The 12291-nt window shown below is 71.2% G+C and carries 9 protein-coding genes; 4 read left to right on the top strand and 5 right to left on the bottom strand.

The genetic code is table 11. The features are described from left to right. Positions 1–177: 177 nt before the first annotated feature. From ACZ6ZP_RS04180 to ACZ6ZP_RS04165, 4 genes are all read left to right on the top strand, one after another. Positions 178–912, top strand: a complete 735-nt coding sequence (locus ACZ6ZP_RS04180) for a TerB family tellurite resistance protein (RefSeq protein WP_383818815.1) — start codon at positions 178–180, stop codon at positions 910–912. Positions 913–1093: 181 nt separating this feature from the next. Beyond that, entirely contained in the window at positions 1094–3181 is a 2088-nt protein-coding gene (locus tag ACZ6ZP_RS04175) for an MMPL family transporter (protein ID WP_469405471.1), read from the top strand. 65 nt (positions 3182–3246) lie between these two features. Next, complete coding sequence (locus tag ACZ6ZP_RS04170; RefSeq protein ID WP_469405469.1) at positions 3247–4596, top strand: sensor histidine kinase; 1350 nt, start codon at positions 3247–3249, stop codon at positions 4594–4596. Continuing rightward, positions 4596–5273 (top strand): response regulator transcription factor, encoded by a 678-nt coding sequence (locus ACZ6ZP_RS04165; protein WP_351160365.1) that lies wholly within the window; start codon positions 4596–4598, stop codon positions 5271–5273. The genes ACZ6ZP_RS04170 and ACZ6ZP_RS04165 overlap by 1 nt, the downstream gene beginning before the upstream one ends. A 223-nt stretch (positions 5274–5496) precedes the next feature. Here ACZ6ZP_RS04165 and ACZ6ZP_RS04160 read toward each other — a convergent pair whose 3' ends face one another. From ACZ6ZP_RS04160 to ACZ6ZP_RS04140, 5 genes are read right to left on the bottom strand one after another with little or no spacing between them, the layout of a single operon-like run. Further along, the gene (locus tag ACZ6ZP_RS04160; RefSeq protein ID WP_469405466.1) at positions 5497–6441 is read right to left on the bottom strand and encodes a dihydrodipicolinate synthase family protein; all 945 of its coding nucleotides are present in this window, start codon (positions 6439–6441) and stop codon (positions 5497–5499) included. Next, positions 6438–7508 (bottom strand): ABC transporter ATP-binding protein, encoded by a 1071-nt coding sequence (locus ACZ6ZP_RS04155; RefSeq protein WP_361462436.1) that lies wholly within the window; start codon positions 7506–7508, stop codon positions 6438–6440. Before ACZ6ZP_RS04155 ends, ACZ6ZP_RS04160 begins: the two co-directional genes overlap by 4 nt. After that, a complete protein-coding gene (locus tag ACZ6ZP_RS04150) occupies positions 7505–9505 on the bottom strand; it encodes a dipeptide/oligopeptide/nickel ABC transporter permease/ATP-binding protein (RefSeq protein ID WP_469405464.1) in 2001 nt (666 codons plus the stop codon). The genes ACZ6ZP_RS04155 and ACZ6ZP_RS04150 overlap by 4 nt, the downstream gene beginning before the upstream one ends. Continuing rightward, entirely contained in the window at positions 9505–10464 is a 960-nt protein-coding gene (locus tag ACZ6ZP_RS04145) for an ABC transporter permease (protein ID WP_469405461.1), read from the bottom strand. Before ACZ6ZP_RS04145 ends, ACZ6ZP_RS04150 begins: the two co-directional genes overlap by 1 nt. 54 nt (positions 10465–10518) lie before the next feature. Then, the gene (locus tag ACZ6ZP_RS04140; RefSeq protein WP_383818952.1) at positions 10519–12192 is read right to left on the bottom strand and encodes an ABC transporter substrate-binding protein; all 1674 of its coding nucleotides are present in this window, start codon (positions 12190–12192) and stop codon (positions 10519–10521) included. Positions 12193–12291: the final 99 nt, after the last annotated feature.

Raw genomic sequence — 12291 nt, 5'->3', positions numbered from 1 at the left:
CCACGTCACGCAGAAGCGCCGGACGGGCTCGAATGGGCCCGTTCGGCGCTTTTGCGCGCGGCCGTGTCCAGGTCGTCTACCGGCCATCTCTCGTACAGGGTGCTGACGCCACATCAACAATGTGGCTAACATCACGCCCAACGCGGCAATGTTGCCGGGGCGTTACGGAGGTGCGTGGTGCTGCCAGATCGGGGACGAAACGGCCGGGACTCCCGCATCTTCGCCACGCCCGTTTCACGCGGGCGGTTCCTGCGCCGGCGCGTGATCGGCATGCATACGGCGTGGACCACCGTCGGCGACGGCGAGTTCTTCTGCCCAGGCTGCGGCGGTGACCGCAACTACCGGCGCCGCACCGGCCGTCGCCGCTTCGTCCTGCTCGGCGTCCCGGTCCTGCCGCGCGGCGTCGCGGGCCCCATCGTCGAGTGCGCCGCCTGCGGCGACCACTTCGGCACGGACGTCCTCGACCATCCCACCACCACCCGCCTTTCGGCCATGGTGCGCGACGCCGTGCACACCGTCGTCCTCGCGATCCTCGCCGCCGGCGGCACCTCCTCGCGCACGACGCTCGACGCGGCCGTCGGCGCGCTGCGCGGCGCGGGGTACGACGACGCCTGCGAGGAACAGCTCGTCGCGCTCGTCGACGCGCTCGCCGCGGACACCGGCCGGGCGACCGTGCCGGACTGCGGGCCCGGTCTGGCCATAGAACTGCACGAGGCGCTCGGCCCCCTGGCCCCGCACCTCGCCCCCGCCGGACGTGAGGCACTGCTGCTCCAGGGCGCGCGGATCGCGCTCGCCGACGGCCCGTACACCCCGGCCGAGCGCGAGGTGCTCACCACGGCGGGCGACGCGCTGACCATCGGGGCGGACGAGGTGACGCGGCTCATGGTGGCGGCGCGGACGACGCACTTCTGATCCTGCCGTGCTCCGGGCCCGAGCCCTGCCGTGCTCCGGGCCACTACTCCCGTGGGAGTAGTGCGACTCCTTCGCCTCCCTGTGCCGTACGCCCCAACTCGCCCTCGCGCCCGACGGATCGCGTGACCCCCTCCGGAAGGGTTGGCACTGAACCTGCCAACCTGCCGGAAGGAGGCCCGTCATGCGGGCCGAACAGACCACCGCACGACGCCGACGAGCCGTGCCCTGGGCGCTCCTCGGGCTGTGGATAGCCGTCATCGCGCTCGCCGGGCCCTTCGCGTCCAAGCTGGCCGACGCCCAGCAGGACCGCATCGTCGACTACCTCCCCGCCAGCGCCGACTCCACCCAAGTGGCCGAGATCCAGGACCAGTTGCCGGGCGGCGAGGCCACCGAGCTGGTCCTCGTCTACCACCGTGACGGCGGCCTGACCGCCGCCGACCGCGAAACGGCGGCCCAGCAGGTCGCCGGGATCGGCCAGGCCCACCAACTGACCGGCACCCCGCGCGCCGTACCGTCGAAGGACGGCACCACGCTGATGTACCCGGTGGTGACCACCGAGCCGGGCCACGACGAGGAGGCCAGGGACGCGCTCGTCGACGACGTGCGCGAAGCCGCCCACGGCGAGGGCGGGTTGAGCGTCGACGTGGGCGGCGCGGGTGCGCTCGACACCGACGCGGGCAAGGTCTACGACTCGCTCGGCGGGCCGCTGCTCTACACGACCGCCGCAGTGGTCGCGCTGCTCCTGATCGTCATCTACCGCAGCCCGCTCCTGTGGCTCGTGCCGCTCGCCGTGGCGGGCATCGCGGACTACCTGGCGATGGGCGTCGCCTACGGACTGCACGAAGGCTTCGGGACCTCCGTCACCGGCCAGAGCAGCGGCGTGATGACGATCCTCGTGTTCGGCGCGGGCACGGACTACGCGCTGCTCATCGTCGCCCGCTACCGCGAGGAGCTGCGCAGGATCGAGCGCCCCTACGACGCGATGGTCGCCGCGCTGAAGGGCTGCGGCCCCGCCGTGCTCGCCTCGTCGGGCACGGTCGCTGCCGGGCTGCTCTGCCTGCTCGCCGCCGACCTCAACAGCAGCCGAGGCATGGGCCCGCTGGGCACCGTCGGCGTGCTGTGCGCGCTCGCCGCGATGCTGACGCTGCTGCCCGCGCTCCTCGTCCTGCTGGGGCGGCGCGTCTTCTGGCCGCTCGTACCGGCCTTCGGCAGCGAGCCCAAGCAGCGGCGCAGTCTCTTCTCCATGATGGGCAGCTCGGCGGGGCGCAGGCCCCTCGCCGTGCTGGCTGGCGGCGCCGTGCTGCTCGGCGCGCTCGCCCTGGGGGCGCTGAACCTGCCGGGCGCGCTGAAGCAGGAGGACTCCTTCACCAAGACGCCCGAGTCCGTCACCGCCATGGAGACCCTCGCCGCCGCCTACCCCGAACGCGGCACCCAGCCCATCACCGTGATGGCCCCCGAGGACCGCGCCACCGCCACCCTCGCCGAGATCAAGGGCACCAAGGGCGTTGACAGCGCGCAGAAGGGACGTACGGCCAAGGGCTGGACGGAGATCTCCGTGATCGCGACCTCCGCGCCCGAGTCGGCGGGGGAGACGGCGACGATCGAGGCGTTGCGCGCGGACCTCGACGGCTCGTACGTGGGCGGCTCCAGCGCCCAGCAGCTGGACCTGAAGGACACGAACGAACGCGACCGGCTGATCATCGTGCCCCTCGTCCTCGCGGCGGTGCTGCTGATCCTGGTGGCCCTGCTGCGGTCCCTCGTCGCGCCGCTGCTGCTGCTCGCGGCGGTGGTCGCGGTGTGGGGCGCCTCGCTGGGCATCGCGGGCCTGGTCTTCGAGCCGCTCATGGGCTTCGAGGGCACGGACCCGGGTCTTGGCCTGCTGTCCTTCGTGTTCCTCGTCGCGCTGGGCGTCGACTACGGCATCTTCCTGATGCACCGCATGCGCGAGGAGTCCCTCGCGGGCGCCGAGCCGGGGGCAGTCGCGCTGACCGCGCTGCGGACGACCGGCGGCGTCATCGCGTCGGCGGGCCTCGTGCTCGCGGCGACGTTCGCGGTGCTCACCAACATGCCGCTGGTGCAACTGGTCGAGCTGGGCTTCGTGATCGCGGTCGGGGTGCTGCTCGACACGTTCCTGGTGCGGACATATCTGGTGACGAGCGCGAGCGTGGCCCTGGGGCGGAAGGTGTGGTGGCCGGGCAGCCTCTCGCGCCCGGCTCCGGCCTCCGGCCCCGCCGCGGAGAACGAGCCTCAACGGGTCACCGCCCGCTGACAGTTGACGGCCGCGGGGCGCCCCTTCCCTCCCGGAGGGGCGCCCCCGTACGGGAGGATGCAGCTGTGGGGGACATACCGCGGGTCCGGATTCAAGGTCAGGGTCGAGGGCGTGCCTCGGCGCCGCGTGGACTGCTGGCCTTCACGGGCGCCGTGCCCGGCAGCCGGCGCGCCCCGCGCACCGACGCGCTGTTCGCGGCGGGGCTCGCGGTGCTGTCCGCCGTGCTCGCCGCGTTCGTCGAGGACGGGCGGCGCCCCGATCTCCTCGGGTGGAGCCTGCTGCTCTGCGCGCACCTGCCGCTGGTGTGGCGGCGGAGCCGTCCCGTGCTCGTGCTGCTCGCCGTGATCGCCTTCATCGCGCCGTACCATGCCGTCGACTACACGCACATGGCCGCCGTCCCGGTGGGCATGGTCGCGCTCTACACCGTCGCCGCCTCCGGGCGCCCGCGCCGCGCCCTGATCACCGGCCTCCTCGTCGTCGGCGTCACGATGACCCTCAACGCGAGCGTGGCCCCGCACCAGGTGGCCGAGGTGCTCAGGATCTCCGGCTGGATCGTCTCCGTACTGCTGCTCGGCGTGTACGTGCGCATCCACCGCCAGTACGTCGCCTCCGTCCTGGAGCGCGCCGAGCGGGCGGAGCGTACGCGCGAGGAGGAGGCGCGGCGGCGGGTCGCGGAGGAACGGCTGCGGGTGGCCCGTGATCTGCACGACCTGCTGGCCCACAGCATCACGCTGGTCGGCGTCCAGACGTCCGTCGCGGCGCATGTCCTCGCCGCGGATCCGGAGCGGCTCGACCGGGCGGCGGTGGCCAGGGCGCTGGACGACATCGCCGACACCTGCCGCTCGGCGCGGGGTGAACTGCGGGCCACGCTGGAGGTGCTGAGGGCGGGCACGGCCGAGGAGACGCGGGGGCCGCTGCCGGGTCTCGACGGGCTGCCCGACCTGGCGGAGGCGGCGCGCATCTCGGGGGCCGAGGTGGACCTGGTCGTACCGGAGGTGGAGGCGCCGCCCGCCGTGGGCGCGGCGGCGTACCGGATCGTGCAGGAGGCGCTGACGAACGCGGTCCGCCACGGTGGGCCGGACCTCACCATCCGGGTGGAGATACGGGTGGCGGACGCGGCGCTGCGGGTGACGGTGACGGATGACGGGCGGGCGGCGGAGGACCCCTCGCACACGCCCGGGTTCGGCCTGGTGGGGATGCGGGAGCGGGCGCGGAGTGTGGGGGGCACGTTGGAGGCGGGGCCTGGGGATGGCGGGGGTTTCGTGGTGTCGGGGGTACTGCCGCTGGTTTCCGTCGTGTCTGGTGCGTCGAGTGGGTCAAGTCGGTCAAGTGGGTCAAGTCGGTCAAGTGGGTCAAGTGGATCTGGTGAGTCCGTCGCGTCCGTCACGTCTCTTACGTCTCTGGAAGGGCTTTGATGACGATCCGTGTGCTGCTTGCCGATGATCAGACGCTGGTACGGGCGGCGTTCGCGATGCTGGTCGAGTCCGCGCCGGACATGGAGGTGGTGGGGCAGGCGGGCACGGGCCGGGCGGCGGTCGACCTGGCCCGGTCGGAGCGGGCGGATCTCATCGTGATGGACATCCGGATGCCGGACCTCGATGGGATCGAGGCGACGCGGCTCCTCGCGGAGGACGAGGACCTGGCCGGGGTGAAGGTCCTGATGCTGACGACGTACGACACGGACGAGCATGTCGTCGACGCGCTGCGGGCCGGGGCGTCCGGTTTCCTGGTGAAGGACACGAAGCCGGGGGAGTTGCTGGAGGCGATTCGTACGGTGGCCGCGGGGGAGTCCCTGCTGTCGCCGGGCCCGACGTCTCGGCTGATCGCCAGGGTGCTGCGGGCGCCGACCGCGGTCGCTCTGCCGGACGCGCTCTCTGGGCAGTTGAGCGAACGGGAGCGTCAGGTTCTCGCGTTGGTCGCGCGAGGGCTGAACAACACGGAGATCGCCGAGCAGTTGGGGCTGAGCCCGCTGACCGCGAAGACCCATGTCAGCCGGATCATGGGAAAGCTGGGCGCGAGGGACCGGGCGCAGCTGGTGATCGTGGCGTACGAGTCGGGGTTGGTTCGGCCGGGGGTGGCGGGGGCGATGTAGGGACGGGGCGGGCCTCTGCGGGGCATTTCCCCCACCCCGCCCCTTCCCGTCTGTGACATGTGGGCTCCGCCGCGGGCCGCTCGGCGCGGGGGCCTACCTGGGGCTCCGCTGCCCCAGACCTCGCTCCTCGAACGCCGGAGGGGCTGCATCATCAGCCCGTCCGGCGCTTGAGGACGAACCCGGCGGAGCCGGTGATCGACGGTCACCAAGGCTCCCGCGCCCCCTACAACAACCCCGCCCCCGCCAGGAACTTCCCCACCCGCTCGACCTCCACCGCCGACAGCGGCACCTGCGGCTCCGCGGTGACCGGGCAAGCGATCACCCCCCGAAGGTGAAGCGCCGCCTTGAACGCCCCCAGCGCCGACGAACTGCCCCCCATCCGCCCCGCATCCCCGACCCGCACCATCCCGAACAGGCCGCACAACCGCTCCTGCTCCACCCTCGCCCGCACCCAGTCCCCCTCCCGGCAGTGGCGATAGAGCCGCGCGTACCCCTCCGGGTCCACGTTCCCCAGCCCCGGCACCACCCCGTCCGCCCCCATCGCCAGCGCCGCGTCCACCGTCGTCTCCGACCCCGTCAGCACACTGAAGCCGGACAGGTCCCCCCGGCCCCGTGCGCCCCGCGCCCCCAGCACCACCTCCCGGAAGTTCCCCTCCTGCCCGCTGGAGTCCTTCAGCCCGGCCAGGACACCCTCCGCGGCCAGCCCAAGGACCAGCTCCGCGTCCAGTTTCGAGTGGACCGCCACCGGCAGGTCGTACGCGAAGACCGGTACCGGCGACCCCGCCGCCACCAGGCGGAAGTGGCGTGCCACCTCGGCGCGGTGCGTGCGCGTGTAGAAGGGGGCCGTCACCACCACCCCGTCCGCCCCCGCATCCGTCACCGACCGGACGTGGTCCAGGACCCGTGGCGTCGCCATGTCGATCGCCCCCGCCAGGACCGGGAGTTGGCCCCCGACGTGCCCCGCGACCGTGTCGATCACGACCCTGCGCTGCCCGTCCGTCAGGTACGCCGCCTCCGAGGACGAGCCGAGGACGAAGAGCCCGTCGACCCCGCCCGCCACCAAGTGGTCGACCAGCCTGACGAGCGACCGCGTGTCCACCTCGTGGTCCGGTGTGAGGGGGGTGCAGACGGGCGGAACGACACCGGTCAGCGGGGTGGGCATGGTCATGGATTCTCCCTGGGGCTCGCGTCCGTGGCGGCGGACTGGATCACTAGCTCGTGCGTGGACTGGCCGTCCCGTACGGGGTGGTGGCAGCGGTAGCGGTGCCCGGACCCCTCCGTCGACGCGAAGTCCGGCATGGAGGAGGCGCAGGTGTCGTCCGCCTTCCAGCACCGCGTACGGAACGGGCATCCGCTCGGCGGGCGCGTGGCCGACGGCACCGGGCCGACGAGCGGGATCGGGTCGATGGGGTCCAGGAGGCCGGGCGTCGCCGAGAACAGGGCCCGTGTGTAGGGGTGGCGCGCCCTGTCCAGGATCTCCCGCGCCGGCGACTCCTCCACGATCCTGCCCAGGTACATCGTGATGACGCGGTCGCTCATCCTGCGCACGGTCTGGATGTCGTGCGACACGAAGACCAGGGCCAGACCGAGCCGCTCCTTCAGGTCGAGGAGGAGGTTGAGGATCTGGGCGCGCACGGAGACGTCGAGCGCGCTCGTGGGCTCGTCCGCCACCACCAGCTCCGGTTCGAGCGCCAGCGCACGCGCGATCGCCACGCGCTGCCGCTGCCCGCCCGACAGCTGCCCGGGCAGCCCGTCCGCCAGAACCTTGGGGAGGCCCACCAGTGACATCAACTCGCGCACCCGCTCGTCGCGTTGGGCGGTCGTGCCCACCCTGTGCACGTCCAGGGGGTCCCGGAGGATCTGGCGCACCGTCAGCCTGCGGTTCAAGGCCGTCGAGGGGTCCTGGAAGATCATGGCGGTGTTCCGGCCGATCGCCGCCCTTCGCTCGGCTGGCCGCATCGTCCACAGGTCGCGCCCCCGGAAGGACACCGTGCCCGCCGTGGGCGGCTGCACCCCCACGAGCACCTTCGCGAGCGTCGACTTGCCGCACCCCGACTCGCCCACGACGCCCACCGTCTCGCCGGGCGCGATGGTGAGATCGGCGCCGGTCAGGGCGTACACACGGTCACGCGAGAACAGCCCGCCCGAGCGCGCCCGGTGCACGACGTGCGCGTCGGAGAGGGTGATCAGGTCGTCAGCGGTCGGGTCCTCGGCGCTCTGGTTTTCCGTACTCACTTGAGGGCCTCGCTTCCCCTGGGCTCCGGCACCCGTGGCGGCTGTTCCGCCGGGTGGTGGCAGGCGATGGAGTGCCGCGCCCCGCCCACGAGTTCGGGTGCCGTCGTGCGGCAGACCTCGCTCGCCAGGGGGCAGCGGTCCGCGAAACGGCAGCCCGCCGGGAAGTCGGCGGGCGAGGGGACGACGCCCTTGATCTGCGTCAGGCGTTCCGCCGCCGATTCGAGCGACAGCACCGAGCCGAGCAGGCCGCGCGTGTAGTGGTGCGAGGGCGTCTCGACGAGGTCCGCCGTCACGCCCGTCTCGACGATCTGGCCTCCGTACATCACCACCACCCGGTCGGTGACGTCCGCGACGAGGGCCAGGTCGTGCGAGACGAGGATCAGCGCGAAGCCCAGCTCCTCGCGCAGGCGCAGCAGGAGCTGGATGACCTGGGCCTGCACCGTGACGTCCAGGGCCGTCGTCGGCTCGTCCGCGACGATCAGTTTCGGGTCGCGGGAGAGCGCCATCGCGATCAGGACGCGCTGGCGCTGGCCGCCGGAGAGTTCGTGCGGGTAGCTGCGCAGGGTGCGGTCCGGGTCCAGGCCGACGAGTTCGAGGAGCTCGACCGATGTGCGGCGGCCCCCTCTCCGTACGACCTGTTTGAGCTGGGAGCGGACCGTCATCGCGGGGTTGAGGGACGACAGCGCGTCCTGGTAGATCATCGCCATGTCGTGGCCGAGCAGCCGCCTGCGGGCGCGCATCGGCATGCCGATCAACTGCTCGCCTTTGAAGTCGACTTGACCGCTCACCCGGGCGCCCTTCGGCTCCAGACCCATCACCGTCAGGGCGGTGAGCGACTTGCCGCAGCCCGACTCGCCGACCAGGCCCAGGACTTCACCCGGCCGTACGTGGAAGCTGATGCCGTCGACGATGTCCACGCCCCCGTGCCGGGCGTCGAAGCCGATCGCCAGGTCCGAGACGGTGAGGACCGCAGTTCCCTCCGGCAGGGGCCGGGCGCGCGATCGCAGGCGCTGGGCCGCCTCCGTCAGGCCCGGCAGCTCCAGGATCTTGCCGCTGCCCGGCTCGGGGGCTTCGAGGCGGTCCTCCAGGTCCTCCTTGCGGGCCGCGCCCGGCACGTCGCGCGTCGCGGGCGCCGCCCACGCGTCCGACACGCCCTCGGAGAGGATGTTCAGGGCGAGGACCGTGATCAGCATCAGGAGGCCGGGGAAGACCGTCGCCCACCAGCCGCCGAGAAGGACCATGTTCTTGCCGTCGGCGATGACGCTGCCCCAGGACGGGTCCGGGGGCCGTACGCCCGCGCCGATGAAGGACAGCGAGGCCTCGAAGACGATGGCCTCGGCGACCTGCACCGTGCAGAACACCAGGATCGGCGCGGCGCAGTTGATGGCCACGTGCTTGATGAGGATGTGCGGGGTGCGGGCGCCCACGATGCGTTCGGCGACGACGTAGTCCTCGCCGTACTGGTCCATCACGTTCGCCCGCACGACCCGCGCGATCGGCGGTGTGAACAGGAACGCGATCGCGCAGATCAGGACGAGGATGCCGCCGCCGAACACCGCCACGAGGACGGCGGCGAGCGCGATCCCGGGGAACGCCATGACGATGTCCAGGCACCGCATCAGCGTCTCGTCGACCGCCTTGCGCGAGGTCGCCGCGATCGCGCCGAGCACCGCGCCGACGATCAGGGCGAGCAGCGTCGCCCCGAGCCCGATCGCCAGGGACCAGCGCGCCCCGTACATCAGCCGGCTCAGGATGTCCCGGCCGAGGCTGTCCTGCCCCATCCAGTGGTCGGCCGAGGGATGCCCCGTGCCGTCCACCTGCGGCTGCTGGTCGAGCGGGTCGTGCGGGGCGATCAGCGGCGCGAAGAGCGCCACGAGGACGACGACGCCGACGACCGCCACCGCGATCCGCGAGAGGACCGGCAGCCTGCGCAGGGAGCGCAGCCGGATGCCGGGCCGCGAGAGCCGCTCGGTCAGAGCCTTGCGCGACATGATCATCAGGCGGTCCCCCTCAGGCGCGGATTGACCAGCAGGTGGAGGATGTCGAGGGCGAGGTTCACGACCACGAAGCCGACGGCCGTCGTGATGACGACGCCCTGCACGACGGCCGGGTCGCCGTTCTTCACGGCGTCGATCATCAGCTTCCCTATGCCGGGCAGCGAGAAGATCGTCTCGATGACGACCGCGCCGCCGAGCAGATAGCCGACGCGCAGGCCGAGCACGGTCAGCGGGTTGATGAGGGCGTTGCGCAGGACGTTGCGGCCGACGACCACGACCGGCGGCAGGCCGCTGCCGATCGCCGTCCGTACGTAGTCCTTGTCGAGCTCCTCGACCACCGCCGTCCGGATGATGCGGGTCAGCCCGGCGGCCACGGGCAGGGAGAGCGCGAGCGCGGGCAGCGTCATCGTCTTGAGCCAACCGGTGAACGAATCACCGGGGTTGACGTATCCGCCGGTCGGGAACCAGCCCGCCTCCACCGCCAGGTACTGGATCATGAGCAGCGCCAGCCAGAAGCCGGGCGCCGCCACACCGGTCAGCGAGATGACGCGGATCAGCTGGTCGGGCAGCCGGTCGCGGTAGATCGCGGCGGTCACGCCCAGGAGCAGCGAGATGACCACCGCGATGCCAAGGCCCAGGAAGGTCAGCTGCATGGTGAGCGGCAGGGCGGTGGTGACCTGCTCCACCACCGGCGAGCGGGTGAGCACGCTGATGCCCATGTCGCCCTGGAGCAGATCGCCGACGAAGGCGACGTAGCGCACCGGCAGCGGATCGAGCAGGCCGTTCTCCTCGCGGAACTGCTGCAGTTGCTCCTCGGTCGGATTGGCGCCCTGGAAGAACGCCGACGCCGGATCGACGTCGGAGAACCGCATCACGAGGAAGACGAACAGGACGATGCCGAGCAGCAGGGGGATGAGCAGGGCGAGGCGGCGGGCCAGGATTCTGACGATCGCGGTCACGTTCGTACGACTCCCAACGGTGGTGCTGGAAGGGCTGGTTGCTTGTCCTGGGCGCTAGTCGGCCCACTTGGCCTGGAGGAGATTGATGCCGGGGTAGGGCTGGGCCTTGATGCCGGTGAGCTTCTTGGGGTCCCAGGCGGTCATCAGCTCGTTGTGGACGACCGGGTAGATCACGGCCTCCTCGGCGACGATGTCGATGTAGTCCTGGACCATGGCCTTCTTCTTGGTCGCGTCGGGTTCGCGCGTCGCCTGGTCCATGTCCTTGAAGAGCTTCTTGGCCGTGGAGTCGTCCGCCCAGCGGGCGTAGCCCATCCACAGGTTCTCGGGCCCGTAGTTGTAGTGCATGATCAGGTCGGCCTCGATGCCGAACTGGTTGGGGTTCGATGCGGCCGCGACGATCTGGTAGTCCTTCTTCTGGTCCAGCTTGGTGAAGACGGCGGTGGTCTCCTGCGGGTCCAGGGTCGTCTTGACGCCGATCGCGTCCCATGAAGCCTTGATGGTCGGCAGGCAGTCGACGATCCAACTCACGTTCACCGCCATGAGGTTGATCGACAGATCCTTGACCCCGGCGTCCTTCAGGAGCTTCTTCGCCTTGTCGGGGTCGTACGCGTAGACCGTCTTCGCCGGGCGGTAGGAGGGGTTGGACTCGTTGAGGAACGAGGTCGACGCCTTGCCGTGGCCCTTGAGCGCGACCTCGATCATCTTCTCGGTGTCGATGGCGTAGTGCAGGGCCTGGCGCACGCGTACGTCGTCGAAGGGCTTGTGCGCGGTGTTGAACATCAGGAACAGGTTGTTCATCCCCGCCCCGCCCTCGACGGTGAGCCCGCCCTTCTTGAGCTGCTCGATGTTGGCGTACGGGATGTTGTCCGAGATCTCCGAGTCCGCGCTGCCGCCGGAGATCTTCGCCACGCGGGGCGCCGCGTCCACGATGGTCAGCCAGTTCATCTTCTTGAAGGCTGCCTTGCGCGGGCCGTTGTAGTCGCCGAATGCCTCGAAGGTGGTGTTGGACTTCGGGTGGTGCGACGCCTGCTTGTACGGGCCCGAGCCCACCGCCTTGCCCTTGGTCGCCTCGTCCCAGGCGCCCGGCCTGGAGTAGACGTGCTTCGGCATGATCTTGGCGAGGGAGAGGCGGGCTAGCCCGTCGGGGAAGGGGAACTTGAGGGTCAGCTCGACGGTGGTCGCGTCGACCTTCTTGACCCCCTTCAGCCAGCTCTCGAAGAAGCCCTTGGCCAGGGTCTGCGTCTTCGGGTCCAGGATGCGGTCGAAGACGAACACCACGTCGTCGGCGGTGACGGGCTTCCCGTCGTGCCACTTGGCGCCGGGACGCAGCGTGAACTTCCAGGTGGTCGCCTTGTCGTCGGTGGGGATCTCGGTGGCGAGCGCCGCGTACGGCTCGCGGGTGATGGGGTCGGTGTTGAGCAGCCCCTCGTAGATGTGTTCGTTGCCGGCCATCGCGAACGCGGACGCGGTCTGCGTCGGGTCCCAACTGCCGTCGTTCCCATAGCCGATGACGGCGGTGAGGGTGGAGTCGCCGCCCGTCCCGCCGCCCCCTCCGGCGTCGTTCGTGGACTCGGGTCCCGACGAGCAGGCGGAGAGCGTGGTGGTGATGGCGGCGGCCGCGCCCAGCGCACCGGTGTACTTGAGGAAGGACCGGCGGTCCGGTGCGGGTGCGGCGGAGCCGGTACGGGTCCTCTGGCCGCGCGCTTGATCGTCCGCTCGGTCGCTCACTTGGTCGCTCACTGTGTCTCCCTTGAGAGATCCCACGTCCTACGTCGTGGTGGCGTGGCGACCATAAGAGCGCCGCGATGGCCGGTCAAGAGATCGCGC

This window comes from Streptomyces sp. NPDC054047, assembly GCF_055585065.1.
This window is presented reverse-complemented; position numbering and strand designations above follow the sequence as displayed.

What these genes read in the sequence shown, in the direction of transcription:
- ACZ6ZP_RS04165 (WP_351160365.1), top strand. Translation starts at nt 4,596, where the DNA reads ATGACGATCCGTGTGCTGCTTGCCGATGATCAGACGCTGGTACGGGCG.
- ACZ6ZP_RS04175 (WP_469405471.1), top strand. Translation starts at nt 1,094, where the DNA reads ATGCGGGCCGAACAGACCACCGCACGACGCCGACGAGCCGTGCCCTGG.
- ACZ6ZP_RS04150 (WP_469405464.1), bottom strand. Translation starts at nt 9,505, where the DNA reads ATGATCATGTCGCGCAAGGCTCTGACCGAGCGGCTCTCGCGGCCCGGC.
- ACZ6ZP_RS04160 (WP_469405466.1), bottom strand. Translation starts at nt 6,441, where the DNA reads ATGACCATGCCCACCCCGCTGACCGGTGTCGTTCCGCCCGTCTGCACC.